Annotated in this window: 18 protein-coding genes; 2 read left to right on the forward strand and 16 right to left on the reverse strand. The window is 46.0% G+C overall.

The annotated features are described in order from the left end of the window. Nucleotides 1–166: 166 nt before the first annotated feature. The 10 genes from NSQ20_RS27340 to NSQ20_RS27385 form a co-directional block, all read right to left on the reverse strand. A complete protein-coding gene (locus NSQ20_RS27340) occupies nucleotides 167–1,069 on the reverse strand; it encodes a carbohydrate ABC transporter permease (protein ID WP_036606894.1) in 903 nt (300 codons plus the stop codon). 15 nt (nucleotides 1,070–1,084) lie between these two features. Then, nucleotides 1,085–2,068 (reverse strand): sugar ABC transporter permease, encoded by a 984-nt coding sequence (locus NSQ20_RS27345; RefSeq protein ID WP_036606891.1) that lies wholly within the window; start codon nucleotides 2,066–2,068, stop codon nucleotides 1,085–1,087. A 278-nt stretch (nucleotides 2,069–2,346) separates the two neighbouring features. Continuing rightward, nucleotides 2,347–5,256, reverse strand: coding sequence for a glycoside hydrolase family 2 (locus tag NSQ20_RS27350; RefSeq protein ID WP_036606889.1), 2,910 nt, complete (start codon nucleotides 5,254–5,256; stop codon nucleotides 2,347–2,349). Nucleotides 5,257–5,431: 175 nt separating this feature from the next. Further along, a complete protein-coding gene (locus NSQ20_RS27355; RefSeq protein WP_036606887.1) occupies nucleotides 5,432–7,030 on the reverse strand; it encodes a response regulator transcription factor in 1,599 nt (532 codons plus the stop codon). Continuing rightward, nucleotides 7,023–8,813, reverse strand: coding sequence for a histidine kinase (locus NSQ20_RS27360; protein WP_076328874.1), 1,791 nt, complete (start codon nucleotides 8,811–8,813; stop codon nucleotides 7,023–7,025). The genes NSQ20_RS27355 and NSQ20_RS27360 overlap by 8 nt, the downstream gene beginning before the upstream one ends. Before the next feature lie 325 nt (nucleotides 8,814–9,138). Further along, nucleotides 9,139–9,561, reverse strand: coding sequence for an OsmC family protein (locus NSQ20_RS27365; protein WP_036606882.1), 423 nt, complete (start codon nucleotides 9,559–9,561; stop codon nucleotides 9,139–9,141). 278 nt (nucleotides 9,562–9,839) lie between these two features. Next, the gene (locus NSQ20_RS27370; protein WP_036606880.1) at nucleotides 9,840–10,586 is read right to left on the reverse strand and encodes an amino acid ABC transporter ATP-binding protein; all 747 of its coding nucleotides are present in this window, start codon (nucleotides 10,584–10,586) and stop codon (nucleotides 9,840–9,842) included. A 16-nt stretch (nucleotides 10,587–10,602) separates the two neighbouring features. Beyond that, on the reverse strand, nucleotides 10,603–11,247 hold the full coding sequence (locus NSQ20_RS27375) for an amino acid ABC transporter permease (RefSeq protein WP_017692207.1): 645 nt from the start codon (nucleotides 11,245–11,247) through the stop codon (nucleotides 10,603–10,605). Between the two features lie 32 nt (nucleotides 11,248–11,279). Further along, the gene (locus tag NSQ20_RS27380; protein WP_036606877.1) at nucleotides 11,280–12,131 is read right to left on the reverse strand and encodes a transporter substrate-binding domain-containing protein; all 852 of its coding nucleotides are present in this window, start codon (nucleotides 12,129–12,131) and stop codon (nucleotides 11,280–11,282) included. A gap of 114 nt (nucleotides 12,132–12,245) precedes the next feature. Continuing rightward, nucleotides 12,246–12,878, reverse strand: coding sequence for a TetR/AcrR family transcriptional regulator (locus NSQ20_RS27385; RefSeq protein ID WP_036606875.1), 633 nt, complete (start codon nucleotides 12,876–12,878; stop codon nucleotides 12,246–12,248). A 238-nt stretch (nucleotides 12,879–13,116) separates the two neighbouring features. Between NSQ20_RS27385 and NSQ20_RS27390 the strand changes: the two genes are divergently transcribed. After that, complete coding sequence (locus NSQ20_RS27390) at nucleotides 13,117–13,902, forward strand: undecaprenyl-diphosphate phosphatase (RefSeq protein ID WP_047841678.1); 786 nt, start codon at nucleotides 13,117–13,119, stop codon at nucleotides 13,900–13,902. Between the two features lie 281 nt (nucleotides 13,903–14,183). Here NSQ20_RS27390 and NSQ20_RS27395 read toward each other — a convergent pair whose 3' ends face one another. The 6 genes from NSQ20_RS27395 to NSQ20_RS27420 form a co-directional block, all read right to left on the reverse strand. Next, nucleotides 14,184–14,366 (reverse strand): hypothetical protein, encoded by a 183-nt coding sequence (locus NSQ20_RS27395; protein ID WP_036606873.1) that lies wholly within the window; start codon nucleotides 14,364–14,366, stop codon nucleotides 14,184–14,186. Nucleotides 14,367–14,588: 222 nt separating this feature from the next. Next, nucleotides 14,589–14,915 (reverse strand): thioredoxin family protein, encoded by a 327-nt coding sequence (locus NSQ20_RS27400; protein ID WP_017692202.1) that lies wholly within the window; start codon nucleotides 14,913–14,915, stop codon nucleotides 14,589–14,591. 85 nt (nucleotides 14,916–15,000) lie between these two features. Continuing rightward, complete coding sequence (locus NSQ20_RS27405) at nucleotides 15,001–15,909, reverse strand: aldo/keto reductase (protein WP_036668075.1); 909 nt, start codon at nucleotides 15,907–15,909, stop codon at nucleotides 15,001–15,003. A 180-nt stretch (nucleotides 15,910–16,089) separates the two neighbouring features. Continuing rightward, nucleotides 16,090–16,260 carry a hypothetical protein gene (locus NSQ20_RS27410; RefSeq protein ID WP_338707038.1) on the reverse strand — a complete coding sequence of 57 codons (171 nt, stop codon included), beginning with the start codon at nucleotides 16,258–16,260 and terminating at the stop codon, nucleotides 16,090–16,092. Between the two features lie 215 nt (nucleotides 16,261–16,475). Continuing rightward, nucleotides 16,476–17,219, reverse strand: coding sequence for a 2,3-diphosphoglycerate-dependent phosphoglycerate mutase (gene gpmA / locus NSQ20_RS27415; RefSeq protein ID WP_339195605.1), 744 nt, complete (start codon nucleotides 17,217–17,219; stop codon nucleotides 16,476–16,478). Between the two features lie 73 nt (nucleotides 17,220–17,292). Then, entirely contained in the window at nucleotides 17,293–17,865 is a 573-nt protein-coding gene (locus tag NSQ20_RS27420; protein WP_340031225.1) for a DUF420 domain-containing protein, read from the reverse strand. Between the two features lie 377 nt (nucleotides 17,866–18,242). Between NSQ20_RS27420 and NSQ20_RS27425 the strand changes: the two genes are divergently transcribed. After that, on the forward strand, nucleotides 18,243–19,433 hold the full coding sequence (locus NSQ20_RS27425; RefSeq protein ID WP_338707039.1) for a cation:proton antiporter: 1,191 nt from the start codon (nucleotides 18,243–18,245) through the stop codon (nucleotides 19,431–19,433). Nucleotides 19,434–19,733 lie beyond the last annotated feature (300 nt).

The following is a 19,733-nucleotide window of genomic DNA, read 5'->3' on the forward strand; positions in this document are numbered from 1 at the left end:
ATATGTCTGTCTTATCCGGGACTTTTTTGTCCCTGTCTATAGCTTCATGAATACCACACCGCAGCCCTATACGGTGAAGCGCAGACCACATGGCTGCGCTTCGGGTATCCTGATGCTTCATTTGTAGATGTACGGCCGCTCTATGTGGCAGCCTGTACCCAATTGTTTAACCTTTTACTGCGCCCAGTGTCATACCACCAACAAAGTACTTCTGAAGGAATGGATATACAATGAGGATTGGAACCGTTACAACGATCGTAATCGCCATTTTGATCGATTCCGGTGAAATCTGTGTCATTTGCTGCGCCATATCATTGGCATTTCGTCCAGCACCTGAGCCCTGCTGTGTACTTTGCAATACTTTCATCAGCTCATATTGGAGCGTGGTCAAATGTGCCTTTGAACCATTATACAGGTACGTATCGAACCACGCATTCCATTGACCTACAGCCAGGAACAATGCGATGGTAGCAAGCACTGGTTTACACAGTGGCAAGATGATTCTGTAATAGATTGTAAAGTCATTCGCTCCGTCCAGCTTCGCGGATTCCTGCAATGAGTATGGCAGGCCATCAATGAATGAACGGATAATGAACACGTTAAATGCACTGATCATGCCAGGCAATACATATACCCAGAATGTACCGATCAGGTTCAAGTCACGCATCAGAATGTACACCGGAATCAGACCACCGGAGAAATACATCGTGAGCGCGAGCGTTGTGGAAACAAATTTTCTAAGTCCAAAATCAGGTCTGCTCAGTGTAAAGGCGATCATGGATGAACTGATCAATCCGAGCACGGTACCTACAAGTGTACGCAGAATGGAGATCTGCAAACCTTGTAACAATCCATCATATTGGAAAATCGTTTTGTAGTTCTGTAATGTGAATTCGCGAGGCCACAAGTAAATTCCGCCACGTACTGTATCTGTCGAGTTATTGAGTGAGATGGCTAGTACGTTAAGGAATGGATAAAGTGTTACAACCAGCACCATGGTCATCGCGAGGATGTTGAATATATCGAACAGTTTATCGCCCCGAGTAGCATTGAATGCTTTGTTCGCCATAATGTCGTCCCCTCCCTACATGATGCTTTCTTTTGTGAATTTTTTGAACAAGCCGTTCGCAGTAAACAGAAGGATGATACTGACAACGGAGTTGAATATACCTATGGCTGTACCATACGAGAATCGTCCCATATTCAAACCATAATTGAGCGCGTATAGATCAAGTACTTCCGAGTAGTCTGTGACCAGACTGTTGCCAAGCAAGAACTGCTTCTCGAAACCGATACTGATAAGATGTCCAATCGACATGATGAAAAGTACAGAAATCGTGGTCCGTATGCCAGGCAGCGTAATATGCCACATCTGTCTCCAGCGGTTGGCTCCATCTACACGGGAAGCTTCATACAACTCATTGTCGATACCTGTAATCGCCGCCAGATAGATGATGGCATTCCAACCGGTTTCCTTCCACATATCTGAAGCGGTTACAATGTACCAGAACAAGTTCCCCTTGGCCATGAATTGGATTGGCTGATCGATAATGTTCAGTCCTACCAATAGATCATTGATAATCCCTCCATCGGTGGAGAGCATCTTCGTAATGATCCCGGCTACAACAACCCAGGATACAAAGTGAGGCAGATATGATACCGTTTGCACGGCACGTTTGAAGAACATGCCTCTCATTTCATTCAGGAGAATAGCGAAGAATATCGGTACGATAAAACCGACAACTAGTCCCATCAAGCTCATTGCAAGCGTATTACGAAGTACCAGATAGAAACGATCATCACTGAACAGCTCTACAAAGTGTTTAAAACCAACCCACTCTTGATCACCAAATGATCTGGCAGGTTTATAATTTTGGAAAGCCATCGTCCATCCCCATAGTGGCAGATAGTTAAATACGAAAACCCAAGCTACGAATGGCAATGACATGAGATAGAGATATTTCTGCTGTTTCATTCTGTCCCAAATTCCGTTCCGCCGATTCTTTAAAGGCGGTTTGGGGTCACTGCTTCTGTTCGCGGAAGCGGATTTTTTTGTTAGCGTTTCCATCTCCGTTCCCCCTCCTCTGTTTTATAAAATAATCATACTCGATAGAGCGTTTTCAAAATACCATCTGGATTTTAGAGAAAATCATATAAAAATTAGATATAGACATATATAATCAGACATTAATTCGTTAAAATCAGTGATAAATTATACTTTTAAATGATATAAAAGTAATATTAAGGTAAAATACTATTGGAAGTGGTAAATATCGAAAACGTTTTATAGTAATCGTTTACTTCAACTACATGTCATGCAAAAAGGACCCTTTCGGGTCCCTATGATTACAATGTAAATTGAATGGTTTGCAGTTTAACGATGCCGAGTAGTTGCGCTACGGATATGGAGGTTGCTGGACGGAATTGATCTCCATTCAGATAGGCAAGTATCTCCTTAAATAAGTAGGCGGCTTCCGGACGCTTCATTACAGCCAGATTGGCAAACGGAAGTGAGGATACCAAAATCTTGCCCTTCCCTACTTTTGCCTCAAAGGCATAAGCGAGTCGTTTGGCCCGATGGAAATGGTCCAGCACTTCGATCAGCGGCTCAACCCCGGGCAACGTATCCAAACATATCGCTGGTGTACCGTTCACCAAGTGATACCAATGCCAGTCCGAAGCCCCATCATGCGGGAAGGTGCCTAGTAGTGCTAGCCGATCTCTCAGATACATGCCCATCGTTGCACCAGGCTGCGTAGCAAACATCAGGTAATTCCAGAATACAGGCAGATACTTGGTCTCCACTGAATCATATAACCCTTCTGCGGTTGGCTGTAGCCAAACACTTCCCCCGTTGACCACATAATCAACGACATTGGGTGTTAACGACTGAACGATAACCAAGTCAATCTCCCGATTTTTCAACAACTGGAATCCATCGATGCGATCTACGCAATCATCATGCGCTTCACCTAGGAATGGCTTCAACTCTGCCACGGTATTCCAGAACCGATTCGAACTCGGATGAGACTGATAAAAAGGAAACGACCAGCCATGCCATACATTCGCTACAGTTCTTTCCAAATCGCCTGATATCAGCTCCGCCTCGATCCGAAAAGCTGCTGCCCCTTCATGAGGAGCGGTAGCGACGATACTTCCCAGTGATATGACAGACCCACATTGGATATTTCCGGTCTTCCATTCCCCTTCATTAAGTATCACATCATTGCTTATTAACCTCCACTGAATGACCGCGTCCTCAAGCGGCTCCTTACCGTAGTGAGAGATGCGTACATCGACATGAATGGATTCTCCGGCGTAAAATGTACGCTCTTTGCAGCTTAACAACAGCACCACATCTGCGTTGAAACACATGAATTCTTCTGGTGTTGTAATGCCTTTGTCATCCCAAAACACATCCAGAATGCCCGTCGTAGCATGTCCCTGTCCTGGAAAATCGCGAATGTCCAGAAGTTGTACGCCCGCAGCGTCCGGTGTTCGCCGAATCCGCTCCATGGCTTCTTTTAAGGAACGTACCAGATGGGTACCACTGACCTGTTGAAAATGCTCCAGATCCTCGATCATGCCTTTGTTTGTTAACGATTCTTCGATCGGTCGTAACCAGCTAGGACGCAATACGCCAGTATACTTCGCTCGCTCTTGGGGCCGCACATACATGGTGTACTGTGCATGTTCGTGCCCAATGACGGGATGCTCCGCGAGCCGAGTGACTGCATGATAGTCCAGCGTGGTATCCGGCACAGCAGAATATGCGGATTCCAACGGGGGATGCCAGTTCAACGACTGAATATAATAATCACCTTCCCGCCCTTGCGCCGGAAGCTGTCCAAAACCTGTATTGTCCGTATATAACCGGGTCGGGTCCATATCCCTTGCCCTTGAGACCAATGCATTGAGTTCTGGGTGGCCATTCGGACCAATAAGTTCATTCCCCATGGAGAACATGACGAATGAAGGATGTCTATGCAGCGACTGAAGCAACCCGTCCAGTTCTTGTGTCAGATAGGACAATACTTCAACTGGCGCAGACTGATCCGATTGCTCAAAGAAACGAGACCAATGGGGAAGTTCAGCCTGCACCAGCATGCCCGCTTCATCAGCAGCATCCCAGAAAGGCTCCGGCGCGCTCCACCCATGCAGTCGGACATGATTGAAGCCATACGATCTGGCGATTCGAAATTGCTGAAGATAATGCTCCTTGTCCCAGACGGGATAACCCGTCAGTGGAAAGATACAGCAATCGACGTATCCACGCAAATATACTGGTATCCCATTCAGTTCAAGCTGCTTCCCGTTTGTTGCAAAGGAACGTACACCAAACGATTGCTCCAGCCGATCCAGTTCCCGTTCACCGTCATAGAGACGGATCATAGCCTTGTATAATTCAGGAGATTCATCCGACCATCTTGCGATAGACTTTTCTGTTCCAAGTTCCAATCGCCACTGAGTTATTACAGCGTTACTTTCAGTTAAACCTGGTGAGCTTATATCCACATGTGATGGATCACTCAGATTCACATTACAACTATATCGATCAAGCCAGGTGCCGTCCGGTTGCTGGATATCCACATGTAATTGCATCGATCTAGCGGAATCATCTGCGGGAGCGCTTACAGTACAATCAATCAGAAGAGTTCCAGTTTCAGCATCTGGTTGAATACGTAACGTCTGTAATCGGCATGGGGGCAGACTGTCCAGATAAACACCACCCGTGATGCCACCCCAGGCTGTGGCCGTATGCAATGAATGAATATGGCTACCCGCCAGCGGAAGTTTCATCGTATTGTCCACGCGGATCTCCACACGATTCACTTCTCCCTGCTTCACCAGAGAGGTAACATCCCACTTCTGTTGATTCACCAGACTATCCTGCTGCCCGGCATACTGTCCATTGATCCAGAGATACGTTGTCCATCGGACACCTTCCAATCTGAATACATAGTGGCATCCAGGATCGTCTGATGGAACATGAACATCCTGAGCATACCAGGCTGAGCCTTCAAATTCGCGTACCTTGGTCCAAGTATCGAGCCTTTCGTATTCAGGCTCATCTCCGTATCCTTGCTCTTCCCATGAACCGGGAATCTGAATGGTCTCCCATGATGTATTTTTACACTGTGAAGGCGGTAATATCTCTTGTTCAACGAGTATATCGGACTCCAGATCCAAACAAAACTGCCATGTTCCATTTAAGTTCAATGTATGACGTACAGCGCCTATATCAGACAAATTCATATCGTATAGCCATCCCTTCATCTGGATTCTTGTAAATCCAGTCTAAAATGTGAAACATTCGGTGACCATTGCTTATCATGGGAAGTGCATGGACAATATGATGAATCTGGAATTTTCTCAGGAGTATCGAAAACGTTTTACACAATAGGCAGGGGCAAAGCCCAGCACTCCGTACTTATTCCTCGTTTATATCTGTAGCCGTTCCTTTAATTGATGATTGGGTTCTGGCCTGTTTGTAAGCGGAAGGGCTCTCCCCTACATACTTCTTGAATTTGCCGTGGAAGTAGTCCACATTAGCATATCCCACTCTCGCCGCGACCTGATGAACCTTCAGTCCTTCGTCCAGCAATTCCTTGGCCTTTTCCATACGAACCTTGTCCAGAAATGCATTGAAATACTCTCCAGTATGATTCTTGAACAACTTACCCAAGTAACTGCTGTTATAGTTAAACACTTCTGCTAGTACTTCAAGCTTGAGATTCTCGCCAGGGTTACGCTGGATAAATTCAATCATCTGTTTCAATACAGTATCCTTGCTTCCCCCACCCATACGTTGAATAAGTCGATTCAAATGTTCCGATGCCATGACTTTGAGATCAGACATTGTAAATTGATGATAGACTTCATTAATCAGAACCGAATGTTCCTGCATAATGGAGTGCATATGTTGATTCGTCGCCGCAAGCTTGTTGAACGCCAGGGAAAATACCTGTGAGAACGCCGTCTTGATCGCTTGCTCTGTTCGGTGATATGGAACAAGGCGCTCTTCCATCTCACCCAGCACCCGCATAACGGACTCACTACTGCGGATGTCTAACGCATAATACAGTTTGTCCGCGAGTTCGTCCTCAACTGGCTCATGTGCTCCGTCCACAGCTTCAACTTCTGGTCTAACAACGCCTTCGCCTTCGCTACCTTCAGTCCACAGAATGATGCGTTGCTCCGTGAACAAGAAGCGTTCCCCGAGTAAACGATTCGCCTGCGTGTATGACCGCGCAATTTCAGAAGTGGAATGTACAGGTTCTCCCGCAGCACCGTACATGTGAACCTCCCATTCTCCTAGCAGTCCTTCCAGCTCATCATACAGATTTCTTGCTGATGACTCGGATGTGATTATTTCCTTACTTAACAGCCCCAGACCAGAATGGAACGAGAATACAATGCCTCGGTCTTTATGGTCAAATGCTTCAATCAGTTTGCGTTTCATAACACTTCCCCGTTGCAGATCAGGGGTTACATGCATCTCAAGCAGCACAATCTGATAGTGAGGCCAGTGCAGCCCCAGGCTATCTTCTTCCATGCTACCCGCACCCTCCAGACTGTCAAAGAGCAAAGCCTCGATCTGATGCTCCCTAAAGACGGTATCTTCACCAGCATGACGTGCCATTGTCTCCCGTTCACGGGTCAGGATTGTAGCAATACGCTCCAGTTCACCAATAATCTCTTCTTCATCCACCGGTTTGAGCAGATAACCATCCACACCAAAACTGATGGCTTTTTTGGCATAATCAAAATCTGCATAACCACTTAATATCAAAAAGTGCGAATCCGGATGATTCCGGCGCACTTCTTCAATCACATCCAGCCCGGTCATACCGGGCATGCGAATATCAATAATCGTCAGATCAGGCTCCAATTCCTCAAACCGGGAGATGGCCTCACGCCCGCTGGCAGCTGTAGCGATGACCTGGAATCCGTATTTTTCCCACTCAATAATGGTTGTCAGTCCCTCACGTATGCTCGGTTCGTCATCCACCAAAAACACTTTATACATGTTGGTCCCCTCCTGCTGGCAAAGTGAAAGAAACCTCTGTTCCTTCCCCATATACACTCTTAATCTGTATTCCATATGGCTCGCCGTACGTCAATGTTAAGCGTTGATGTACATTACGCATGCCGATCCGACTCTTCTCCTGTTCCTCCGGTCCACAGATAAACTGCATCACCTCAGCCAGTCGTTCTGGCGTTATACCTGCACCATTGTCATCCACACGGATCTGCACGATGTTCTCTACTAAACGAATACTTATATGAACACGGACTGTGCCCTCTTTGTTCTCCAGACCATGGACAATCGCATTCTCAACCAAAGGTTGAATAATCAAAGGCGGAATGTACATCTTCTCCACCTCGGGATCGATATGGATCTGGAATGCAAGGCGGTCGCCGTAACGAAATTTCTGAATTTCCAAATAAGAACGTACCATTTCAAGTTCAGCCCGGAAGGTTGTTTTTCCACTGCCAATCTCCAGACTCTTGCGCATCAGCTTGCCCAACAGCCTGACGATGTTAGCAATCTCTGCTTCTCCCTTAATATGCGCTTTCATCCGAATGGACTCCAGTGCATTAAACAAGAAATGTGGATTGATCTGGCTCGCCATCATTTTCAGTTTAATCTCTTTTTGGGCGATTTCCAATTGATTGTTCTGTTCGGTCGCTTCTACCACCTGCGTCATGAGTTCATTGATACTTTTCACCATATAGTTGAACTGTCGTGATAGTTGCCCAATCTCATCGTTTCCATCAATTCGTGAAGTCACGTTCAGGTCTCCTAATGCAAGCTTGTTGAGGTGTTTACTCAGCCGGAGCAATCGATTGGAAGTGAGGAACGAGATGATATATACGAATAGTAGGGCGATCACCAGCACCAGTATAATAAAAATCATGCCGATCAAGCTGACCGTGTTGGCGTCTTTGACGATATTTTTGGTGGCAAAAACCGAAATCACCTTCAGGCTGTTCATACTCGATCCAGGGCCCAGCTCATCAATAACAATATTAGATGGTTCCCCCCGGAAATCACCCTCTATGGTGCCTTTCGCCTGATTCTGCAGATCAACGCCAAAATCAAGCTCGTCCAGCGTTTTTCCTACCAGTTCGGTATTCTTGGCTGCAACCACATACCCCTGCTCGTCCGTAATCATCGTCTCAAACTGTTCCTGACGCAATAATCCATTCAGCTCATCCTGATTGATCACAATCATCAACACGCCCTCGGTCCGATACTCGGCAAAAGGTACTTTGCGCACCAGGCTGAGCTTGTGTACAGGATTATCTTCCTTGTCTGGGATGTAGAACCACCCGATGCTGGTTGTTTTCAGTGCCTGTTGGTACCAGTAGCTCTCTTCCGTCTGCTTGTCTACCGGGATGAATTCGAGGTTGTTGATCAATGTTGGGTTAGTCGAGTAAAAACGAATGCCTGCTATCTCACGGTACAAACGCCTGTACTCCTGAAAGTCTTTGTATGCAAGATACGCTGAGGTTAACTCCACAACGCTCTTGTACCGTTTATTTACGATCTCCTTAAGATCCGCATTAAACATTAAAAGATTGGATATATCGGTTGGTACACGAAGCATGGTTGCCGTCTGGCTCTTGATCTTGTCCACATTGATGATCGTCTGTCCTATCGCATTGTCCAGGGCTTGCTGGCGAAAATAACTGGTCACAGCAAGACCAACAATCAGGACCGGAATCATGACAACCAGTACATAGGAAATGAGCAATTTATGCTTTAATTTGAGATTATTAGTGGTTCGTATCAACCTTTTCAACATGTCTGCACCTTCCGTCATCTGTATAAGCGCTTACATATAAACAGCAGGATCAGGATGTTCTGTCCTCAGAATTAATCATACCACAGAACCGTCAGAATTCGGATTGTCATTGCAATGGGTACTATATTGCCAGGCTGCAAGCCAACCTACCTCTAGTAGAAGAAGCCGCCATTAACATGGCGACCGGGCTTACCGAATTATTTTCTACTGACAGAAGTTTAGTGACTCCTAGATGGGCGAAATCCCTGTTGAAGTGTTGGAAAAGCAAAAAAAGGCACTCCCACGATTGGAAGTGCCTCTCAGTATCAGATTTACTCATATGTTATTAAGGACGAGGTGTACTTACCCCATTGAGGATCAGTTTAGGATGAATATCGGCGCTCAGCGAAGCGGAAACTGCACAATATTTTTCCTCAGCCATCTGGATGGCTTTCCAGATGCGATAATCCGGGATATCGCCATCGACTTTGAAGATCAGATCAATGGATGTGAAGCCTTTGGGCATCTCTTCACTGCGTGTGCCTTGCGCTTCAATCTCAATCGACTCAATTTTGTCCAGGAAAGCGTCCAGAATCATCGTAATATCGATTCCCATACAGCCCCCGAGACCCGCCAGCAACAATTCCATCGGGGTCGCACCCTTGCTGTCACCACCATAAGCAGCAGTGGCATCCATGCCAACGGCGTAGCCAGAGGGTCCTTCGGAAGTAAACGCGCGTTTGCCTTTCCATACGGTTGTTACATTCATGATGTTATCCTTCTTTCTTACAATAGTTTAAGTTCAAGCGAAAAAGGTTTGCACTTGCCACTCCGATGACAGAATAACCTTCCGATCGCTGTTATCCCCAGATTTTTTTAATTCCCTTCTTCAAGGGGAAAATCAGGGGATAAAGGCGCACGCTCCGCTTCTTCAGGTTTCTTCTGTCCTCTCCGTTCTTGTGCAAAAAGTTTAGTTGAACTGATATCGTTCATGACCTTAAATATCCGCTCCGAGTACGTTCGTTCTTCCGATCGCTGTTATCTTCATCAAAATTCAGTAATTTGTTGCAAGAAACGACGGGTGCGTTCTTGCGTTGGATGTTCAAAAAAGGCTTGTGGACTTGCTTCTTCCACAATTGACCCGTCCGCCATAAAGACGATTTTGTTCGCCACATTACGGGCAAACTTCAATTCATGTGTCACAACCAGCATCGTCATGCCTTCCTCTGCCAGTTCCTTCATAACGGAAAGCACTTCTCCGACCAATTCAGGATCAAGAGCTGAAGTTGGCTCATCAAACAGCATCACTTCCGGCTCCATCGCGAGTGCACGCGCAATGGCGACCCGCTGCTGTTGTCCACCGGACAATCGGGATGGATACGCATCCTGCTTGTCCGACAAGCCGACCCGATCCAGAAGAATCCGGCCGCGTTCAGCCGCCTCGTCCCTTTTGATTTTTTTCACCGTAACAAGGCCTTCTATCACATTACCCAGCACTGTCTTGTGCGGATACAGATTAAATTGCTGGAATACCATGCCGGTCTGGCGACGAATCTCCAGTACCCGGGCACGTTGGACTCGCAGCGGATCTGCGCTGTTGACCACAATGCCGTTCACTTCGATCTGTCCTCCGGACAGCTCTTCCAGCCCATTCAGACAGCGCAGCAAGGTACTTTTGCCTGAACCACTTGGGCCAAGCAATACAACAATATCTTTGGCATCGACATGCAGATCGATGTTCGTAAGTACTTCATTTTTCTGAAAACGTTTGGTAAGTCCAGTTGTTGTAATCATCGGTTCTCTCCTCCCATCAGTAAGCCCGGGCCAACCGGCGCTCCACTTGTTCCAGAATGGCCGAGAAGCCGATACTCATAATCCAGTAGATCACACCGATGGCCAGATAAAAAGGCATATTCAATGCATATTGGGATACCAGCAGTTGTGCTGAACGCAACAACTCGGTAACACCAATCGCCGCCACAAGTGATGTTTCCTTCAACATGCCAATAAACGTGTTCCCCATCGGCGGAATCGCAATGCGCACAGCCTGCGGGAAGATAATCCGTCTCATCGCTTGAGCCGGGGTCATTCCCGTTGCATATGCAGCTTCAGTCTGTCCTTTAGGCACAGCCTGAATGGCTCCACGGAACGTCTCCGATAGAAACGCACCTGCATTCAGACTCAGTCCCAGACATGCTGCGGTGAGTGATCCCAAGGTCACTCCATAATCGACCAATCCGTAATAAATAACGAATAATTGCACCAGCAGCGGGGTTCCCCGCATGATGGATACATAAAACCTTGCGATCAACCTAAGCCACATCGGTCCCTTCAGACGAGCAATCGCAACAAGCACCCCGATGATGAACGCAAAAAACATGGAGATCACAGTTACATACAGCGTATAATAAGCCCCCTTCAGAAAGAAGGGGATATTCTCAAATACCAGTTCCATGGGTCAAATCTTCCCTTCGCCTTGCAGGTTCATTATTGCGCAGGCTCTTCACCAAACCATTTTTTGAAAATGGTATTGTACGTGCCATCATCTTTCATGCCTTTGAGAGCATCATTTAATGCTGCTACAAGTTCCGGATTGTCTTTGCGAACAGCAATACCTGCCTGGTCACTCTTAATAGCTTCACCTACAGCTTTGATTTTCAATCCGTTGGCATCCACAATCGGTTTCAGAGCGTACATATTGTTGATTGTTGCATCAATCCGCCCAGCATTCAGATCTTTGAGTGAAGAGATGACATCGTCATAGGTTTTAATCGTGAAGTCTCCCACTTTTGGCAACACTTCATTACGCAGATATGATTCATCATTTGTACCCAGACCTACGCCAATCGTCTTACCTTTGAAGTCTTCCAGCTTGGTAATATCGTTATTGTCTTCTTTTACAATAATTTTAACTTGGTTCGTAATATACGGATCACTGAAATCCAGTACTTTCTTACGATCATCGGTAATCGTCATCTGGCTGATAATGGCATCAAGCTTCTTCGCTTGCAGACTTGGTGTCAGACCGGAGAACTCTTGGGATACAAATTCAACCTCTACACCCAGACGCTTCGCAACTTCACGTGCGATATCGGCATCATAGCCGTCCATTTCTTTCTTATCGTTCAGGAAGTTGTACGGTGCGTATGTGCCCATCATGCCCACTTTGATAACGCCAGCAGACTTGATTTGCTCCAGTTCATTGCTTGCCTGTGCACCATTTGTACTTCCATTGTCTGCTGCTTTACTTCCACAAGCACTAAGTACCAGCACGGTCATCAGCAGAATTGCTGTCAAAGACCAGCCTTTACGAGTTTTCGATCCATATGTGTTGTTCATTACGTTAACTTCCTCTCAGTCGTGTATTAATCTGGATGTACATTGGGTTACTTTATTGTGACTAAACCGCAGTTGTACCCATTATTCCCTGCTATTTGTTTAATCATGTGAATCTTATGTGCCTAGCAGTCCGTAAAACTCAAAGCTTGCTGCTTCAGTTGCCAGCGATGAAGCTGTCATGGCTGAAAATTTGCTGTGTAACTCATCGGAACCGAACAACCAGCGTGATATCATGCCTTCAATCATGCTTACCAATAGGGCTGCTCGAAGTGGAACATCCATGCCCTTAGGCAACATGCCGAGTTCGATGGCACGTTCCATATTGTGACGAAACGCAGTTTCCACGGCATTACGTGTCTCCTCGACCAGGCGTTGTACGGACTCTTCCGTCACGATGCCTTTGAGCAACAGTTCCATAAAATAACGATTCTGCGCGGCAAACAAAAACAAGTCAGTGAACAGCCTTTCTGATGCTTTCACCATATCCTCTACTGATCCGGCATCCTTGCGGTACCCTTGTCCAATCGACTCAAGTAACTTCTCCTTGCCCGTTAAGACAATCTCCGAAGCAATGGCTTCTTTACTCTTGAAGTGCCAGTAGAATGTCCCTTGCGCCACACCAGCCTCGCGGACGATATCGGAAATTTTCGTCTGATGGTAACCTTGGGTTGCAAAACGTTCCATCGCTATGCGTATTATTTGGTCCCGGCGTTCTTCACCGGGTTCCAAACCGTTAATTTTGGTCATTCATGTAACCCTCCCGATTGATCAGTCAGTCAGTTAAGTTATATCCTATGGGATAACTAGGTTTTTGTCAATATAGTTTTAAACAAATGGTTACAAGCATAAGTTGAAGTTGAGTGCATTTGTGATCATAATAGGTGATAGCCTTGTTCAAATGAACAGGCATGGTCAAGCAGGACAGCCTGTGCTGTCACCTGCATTTCAAGGAGGAAGAGAATTGGACATTATATCATCCATTATTATGGGCATCATCGAAGGTTTGACTGAGTTTTTGCCCGTGTCCTCTACTGGACACATGATTCTGACTGCCCATTTGCTGGGTTTATCGGAGGACAACGAGTCAGTCAAAACGTTTGAGGTGGTTGTTCAACTCGGAGCTGTACTTGCTGTTGTTGTACTGTATTGGAACAAATTCATTGATATGTTCCGCTTCACCGGAGGGAGCAGGCCTTACTCCCGCCGCCTCAATCTGGGACATATTTTCCTGGCGATGGTTCCTGCCGTAGTCATCGGACTTGTATTCCGCGACTGGATCAAAGCACATTTGTTTGGTCCGGAAACAGTGCTGTACAGCCTCGTTATAGGTGGTATATTGATGATCGTAGCCGAACGCTGGAGCCGGAAGAGTGGGCGGATTACTACCCATGATGTCGATGATATTTCCTACAAACAGGCATTCGCGGTGGGTATATTTCAGATCTTGGCGTTGTGGCCAGGCTTCTCCCGTTCCGGGTCAACGATCTCAGGCGGTCTCTTTGCAGGGGTAAGCCGTGTAGCCGCTGCGGAGTTCACATTCCTCGTGTCTGTGCCAATTATGATTGGTGCTACGGGATATGACCTGTACAAAAGTATCGATCACCTGAACGGCAGTGATTTCCCAATCTTCGCGATTGGATTCATCGCTGCTTTCATCGTCGCCATGCTTGCGATCAAGACGTTCCTGTCCATTTTGAAAAAATTGAGCCTGACCGTCTTTGCTGTGTATCGCTTTGTCTTGGCAGCCGTGTTCTTTATTATTTTGATGTAAGCATTACAATTCAAGTAATTAGACAGGCAAAATCAATGGCGGCCTCACGTTCCCTTGGGAAGCGAGGCCGCCATATTTTATATTGCTATACTTCCTTTACTTCATGTTTCTGTTGCTTCACGATTCTGTTACTGCTCCAGAGACAGGAACATCCGTAATTAGAAGAAGTCTGATTCTTCATTACTTCCTTCTTTAGTGGGTTGGATCATTGGTGATGCCGACTAGGTTTACTATGTATCATGGACAACCATATTTATGTTCACTTCTGAAAAGCAGTCTGGCTAGTACCACTCTTTTACTTGAAAGTTCCGGTGTTTCTTTCGACTCTTCAATCTCTCACGCAGATTATATCTATTCTCCTTTTGTTCCTGCAGCAATTGCTTCACCCCGATCATCAACAATCGGTATCTTCGGTCATCATTGTGACTTAATTGGTGCATTTCTTCAAAAATTTCATTCTTCATACGGATCTTGTTCACTCCAAATATTCAGTTTGTTCTCACAGTATACATGGGAGCACTGAACAAATTCTAAACAAGCGCTGTTTCTCAACTTCAGTTATTCAAATGCACATTTGAATGCACATCATGCGGGCTGGAATGAAACAGAAAAACCCCTTCCTGTCGCAGGACAAGAAGAGGTCTCCTTAGCTAAATTAATTAGACAAGCTGCTGAGTCTCGTACACTTAAACTTTGGATTCAAGCGTCTCCAGATACTCGGAGATTTGAGCAGGTGTTTTAGCCCATTTGCTATGCAGATGTGCGATTTTCTTGCCGTTCTGGAAGACGAGCAGGCTTGGAATGCCGCGTACACCATTCTCTTCGGCAAACGGCTGGAACTTTTCTGCATCCAGGGCATAGAAGGTTTTGTCCGTATGTTGGTCGATAACATCCCCGATAAAACGATCCAGGTTTTTGCAATCCGGACACCAGGTTGTATCAAATTTAATGACGGTAAAACCATCAGAGTTAATTGTATCCAAATATTGCTGTTCACTTTGAATTCTTTCCATATGTCTTCTCTCCCTTATATGTTCCTTTTTTGGCTGATCTTCATTGTACCTCGTATAGTTACAATTGAAAATAGGCTTAATGGAGTTAACGATGCTGCTTGTACAGATTAGCGGGACTGAGTTCTCGTATTTCCTGAATTTCCGCAGGGGTGAGTTCAGGCGAATTCGAAGCAGCAATATTATGCAACAACTGTTCTCTTGAACTGGCACCAGGGACAACAGCTGCTACGGCAGGATGGGATAACGCGTAGCGAATAGCCGTCTGAGCCATACTGCGTTGGTCTGTAACAAGACGACTTAGCCCTTGCCGAATGGTATATAGTTGCTCTGGCGTATAGTCCAGATAACCTTTGTCTGCCTTGGCAGATCCGGAATCGGCAAGCACACCGCTAGCTACTGGTCCACGGGCAATTACGCTGATCCCCTTTTGTTCCAATAAAGGCAGCACTTCTTCTTCCGCTCTGCGGTCAGCAATGCTGTACTGGTTCATCACACTGACGATGGCTGCCCTCTTTACATACTCCCGAATCACATTGGGACGAATGGAGGAAATTCCGTAATATCGGATAAGTCCTTCCTTCTTCAGTTCCTCAAACGCTTCGATCGTCTCTTCGATGGGGTCGTCCAAGGTCCCGCCATGTAGCTGATACAGATCGATGTAATCGGTCTGCAGACGCTTCAGACTTTCATGTACAGCCTGCTTAATGTAGGCTTTGGACGGGTCCCATGACCAGCCCTCTTTGCCAGGCAGACGACGATTACCTACTTTGGTCGCCACAATGACTTGGTCCCGACGCCCTTTAATAGCTTGTCCTACAATCTCTTCATTACGCCCTTCGTCATACAGATCGGCTGTATCCAACAGATTGACCCCATGATCCAGAGCCTCATGAACCAGGCCCACAGCGTGCTCCATTTCAGTTCCAAGTGACATACATCCCAGCCCAATCTCAGACACCATCAGTTCGGATGTACCCAGACGATTTTTCTTCATATGTGCATCTCCCTCCATACGTTCTGCAAGTATCCATTGTATCATTCTTGCTGGCAAAAATCGCATGCCTCACCGAAACAAAGGGTAGTTTTCAACTGCACAAAAAAACCTGGAACGACTTCATCTCCAGGTTTCTCGTGATCATCATTTAAATTCAATCGATAAACGAACTATCGCAATCTATTTCACTTCCACACGTGGTCTGGTTTTACTTGTTCCATTGGACGAATTGGGGTTTTTCATCATACCCGAGACAGTGCTAAACAGCTTATCTCTTGCTTGTTTGTTCCTCATCAGATAAGTCACACCTGCGCCGATAGCCGTCATGAGTATTCCTCTTCTTTTAGACATGTGCTTCTCCTCCTTCAGGATAAATGTACATCGTGTCTTGTTTGACAATTACCCTGTGGGAGCAAAACGAAACGAAGTACAGGCTTGATCGCAGAAAAAAAGATGACCTCCGAATTCAATTCAGCGGTCATCTTTCAATCGTCCTGTTGAAACATCAACCGAACGAGATAAATCATACAAGCTTTCGTACAATCAAGACATACGTCCATGTCCAATTAATCAGATGGCGTTGCCACATGGGTCATTTCTTCATGTTTGTAGGTCGAACCATCGGCGGTCAGATAAAAGTGTCCGATGGGATGCAGATCTTCATCCAATTCGTAGACAAGCGGAATGCCTGTCGGGATATTGAGCGCCATCACGTCTGCTTCGGACAATTGGTCCAGATGCATGACGAGTGAACGAAGCGTGTTCCCATGCGCAGAGATCAGCACTCTTTTGCCAGCAGACACCATCGGTTTAATCTCCGCATTCCAGTACTCCAGAACACGCTTCGAGGTATCCATCAGGTTCTCCGTAAAAGGGATGGTGCATCCGAGCCGCTTGTACTTGTCCAGATCCTGCACATATCGGTCATCGGTTTCGTCCAGTGCCGGGGGAGATACGTTCACGGATCGTCTCCATTCCTTTACTTGGTCTTCCCCATACTTCAGAGCAGTCTGCTGTTTATTCAGTCCTTGCAGCGCACCATAATGGCGTTCATTCAGCTTCCAAGTCTTCGCAATGGGAATCCACATGAGGTCCATTTCATCCAGCGCAATATCGAGTGTTCGGATAGAACGTTTCAGCACGGATGCATAGGCGTAATCAAAATCAAATCCCTGTTCCTTCATGATCTTCCCTGCTTTACGTGCTTCTGCGTAACCATCCGTCGTCAGATCCACATCAGTCCATCCGGTAAAACGATTCTCTACATTCCACATGCTCTGTCCATGGCGAATCAAAACAACTCTGTACATAAACGTGAACCCTCCTTCCATGGAAACATTACCCACAAGTCAAACTAATTAGCACAGTGAAACGTTCATCACATTAATAATATGGTGCCATCATCAGGTATACTACGACACCTGTAGAACTGACGTACAGCCAGATTGGCATAGTCCAACGTGCAATTTTGCGGTGTTTCTTCAATTGATTTGTCCAACCCCACACAAGTGTGAACAACGCCAATGGAACAATCAGGGCTGCCAGTATACTATGGGTAATCAGAATGAAGAAATAAATGGAACGAATGATGCCCTCGCCGCCGTATTTGGACGTCTCTGGTGAGAGGTAATGAAACGTCAGATAGGTCACGAGGAATAACAGTGTTGTTGAGAATGCAGCAAGAATAAATCGTTTGTGCAGCTTCACATTTCGCTTGATAATCGCAATAAGCGCTGCGAGCAGGAAGATAAAGGTAAAGCTGTTAAACACGGCATTAAACCGCGGCAACACCGTAATATCAAAGGTTACATCACCTTTGTAACCAATCGACGGTGCGAAGAACAATAATAAAATAATGACATTAGCGAGAATGGAAATCGTGATAATGATGCCTGCGAAATTTTTATTACTCGTCGGGGACTGAATGTTCCGCTCCCCTTTGTTATTTTTGCCCAATGCAAAATCCTCCTCATATCCTAACTTCTATGTTCTATATCATTATATCTCGCCAATTCCGGGCTGTTAAGTGACAACACTCTGAACAAAAGCCGCTGCGCCCCACTATAAAATGCCCCTTTATGGCCGTTTTCAATCAAATCCAAACCGGCTCCCATTTACCCGAGTCCGTATTTGTGGTATAATTAATGCAATTAATCACATACGCGTTGAAAACTGGAGGAGCCTGTCACCAAGGGCCCCTCTTTGTCTTTTTTCAGGCACAGAACGGCACTTTCTTAATGCCTTTCTGTGCCTTTTTGTCTGTTTGAAGCGGAGGATGGATCGCCCTTGGGCTGGTTAACCTATTGACGCTACTACTGGAGGGAAGAACACCTATGGAATTTATTTTGGTTCTTGCACTGATTTTAATCTTTACCAAACTCGCTGGTGATTTATCCGTAAGATTGGGTCAGCCATCGGTTCTGGGGAAACTGATTGTGGGTGTCATCCTTGGGCCTGCAATTCTCGGTTGGGTTCAGCAAAGTGATTTCGTACATTATATGGCTGAGATCGGGGTATTGCTGTTAATGTTCATTGCGGGACTGGAAACCGATCTGGAACAGTTAAAGAAAAACTGGAAGGCGGCCTTTGCGGTAGCGGTCGGCGGTATTATTTTGCCTTTTATCGGAGGATACGGTTCAGCCATAGCATTTGGTATGTCACAGACACACGCGCTGTTCTTTGGACTTTTATTCTGTGCTACTTCCGTCAGTATATCGGTTCAGACGTTGAAGGATATGGATCAACTCAGCTCTCGTGAGGGTACAACCATCCTTGGAGCAGCTGTCGTTGATGATGTCCTGGTCGTTGTCATTCTTGCCGTTATGATGAGCTTGCTGGGTACTGGTGGAGGAGACACTTCGATTTCTCTGCTTATCGGCAAGAAGCTGTTATTCTTTGTGATCATCATCGCTGCCAGCTGGTTCCTTGTTCCACGCATCATGAAGTGGATGGCACCACTGAAAGTTACCGAGACCGTCATTACTGCGGGATTGATTATTTGTTTTGGCTTCTCGTACTTTGCAGAGTGGATGGGTGTTGCTGGAATCATTGGTGCATTTGCCGCTGGTATCGCGATCTCCCAAACCAAATTCAAACATGAGGTTGAAACTAAAATCGAGCCGATTGCTTACGGAATATTTGTCCCGGTTTTCTTTGTCAGTATCGGCTTAAATGTCACTTTTGATGGTGTGGGTTCACAGATTTGGTTTATTGTTGTTATAAGCCTTATCGCTATTGTTACCAAACTTATCGGTGGTGGAGCTGGTGCCCGGCTGACCGGGTTCGACCGTTCCTCTTCTATTGCTATTGGTGCAGGCATGATCTCCAGAGGGGAAGTTGCTCTAATTATTGCTTCGACCGGACTTGCTTCGGGCTTGCTTGATTCGGAGTACTTTACCAGCGTTGTGATCATGGTTATTGTGACTACACTGGTTACTCCGCCACTCCTCAAAATCACCTTTGCACGTAAAAAAGGGGAGCAGCGGGTTGAAAAAGGAATTGAAGACTCTCATTTGAACGGGTGAGGTATGTCTCAGTTCAAAACTTAACAATAAAGATTCCATTGTGGCACTCTGAACTCTAGACTTCAGTTGTGTCCCTAGAATTACTATGAGTGTCTTGCGACTCAGGTAAGCTGTGTCTTGATGATATGCTGCACTTTTAGCTTTTCGCATTTGGCACACCCAAGGCATCCAGTCGTCACACATACTAACACGGTCTTGAAGCATCAACGGGCGTAAAATTCCTGAAATGTAGGCCGGCTGCGCCTTAAGAATAACCCTTCATTTTTTCTAAGGAACCCAGTACATCTTATTTGGTCCTCT

The organism is Paenibacillus sp. FSL K6-1122 (genome assembly GCF_037977015.1).
Lineage (GTDB): Bacteria > Bacillota > Bacilli > Paenibacillales > Paenibacillaceae > Paenibacillus > Paenibacillus amylolyticus.

Excerpts from the sequence above, each read along its gene's own strand:
- NSQ20_RS27340 (WP_036606894.1), bottom strand. The coding sequence starts at position 1,069 with ATGGCGAACAAAGCATTCAATGCTACTCGGGGCGATAAACTGTTCGAT.
- NSQ20_RS27345 (WP_036606891.1), bottom strand. The coding sequence starts at position 2,068 with ATGGAAACGCTAACAAAAAAATCCGCTTCCGCGAACAGAAGCAGTGAC.
- NSQ20_RS27350 (WP_036606889.1), bottom strand. The coding sequence starts at position 5,256 with ATGAATTTGTCTGATATAGGCGCTGTACGTCATACATTGAACTTAAAT.
- NSQ20_RS27355 (WP_036606887.1), bottom strand. The coding sequence starts at position 7,030 with ATGTATAAAGTGTTTTTGGTGGATGACGAACCGAGCATACGTGAGGGA.
- NSQ20_RS27360 (WP_076328874.1), bottom strand. The coding sequence starts at position 8,813 with ATGTTGAAAAGGTTGATACGAACCACTAATAATCTCAAATTAAAGCAT.
- NSQ20_RS27365 (WP_036606882.1), bottom strand. The coding sequence starts at position 9,561 with ATGAATGTAACAACCGTATGGAAAGGCAAACGCGCGTTTACTTCCGAA.
- NSQ20_RS27370 (WP_036606880.1), bottom strand. The coding sequence starts at position 10,586 with ATGATTACAACAACTGGACTTACCAAACGTTTTCAGAAAAATGAAGTA.
- NSQ20_RS27375 (WP_017692207.1), bottom strand. The coding sequence starts at position 11,247 with ATGGAACTGGTATTTGAGAATATCCCCTTCTTTCTGAAGGGGGCTTAT.
- NSQ20_RS27380 (WP_036606877.1), bottom strand. The coding sequence starts at position 12,131 with ATGAACAACACATATGGATCGAAAACTCGTAAAGGCTGGTCTTTGACA.
- NSQ20_RS27385 (WP_036606875.1), bottom strand. The coding sequence starts at position 12,878 with ATGACCAAAATTAACGGTTTGGAACCCGGTGAAGAACGCCGGGACCAA.
- NSQ20_RS27390 (WP_047841678.1), top strand. The coding sequence starts at position 13,117 with ATGGGCATCATCGAAGGTTTGACTGAGTTTTTGCCCGTGTCCTCTACT.
- NSQ20_RS27395 (WP_036606873.1), bottom strand. The coding sequence starts at position 14,366 with ATGAAGAATGAAATTTTTGAAGAAATGCACCAATTAAGTCACAATGAT.
- NSQ20_RS27400 (WP_017692202.1), bottom strand. The coding sequence starts at position 14,915 with ATGGAAAGAATTCAAAGTGAACAGCAATATTTGGATACAATTAACTCT.
- NSQ20_RS27405 (WP_036668075.1), bottom strand. The coding sequence starts at position 15,909 with ATGAAGAAAAATCGTCTGGGTACATCCGAACTGATGGTGTCTGAGATT.
- NSQ20_RS27410 (WP_338707038.1), bottom strand. The coding sequence starts at position 16,260 with ATGTCTAAAAGAAGAGGAATACTCATGACGGCTATCGGCGCAGGTGTG.
- gpmA (WP_339195605.1), bottom strand. The coding sequence starts at position 17,219 with ATGTACAGAGTTGTTTTGATTCGCCATGGACAGAGCATGTGGAATGTA.
- NSQ20_RS27425 (WP_338707039.1), top strand. The coding sequence starts at position 18,243 with ATGGAATTTATTTTGGTTCTTGCACTGATTTTAATCTTTACCAAACTC.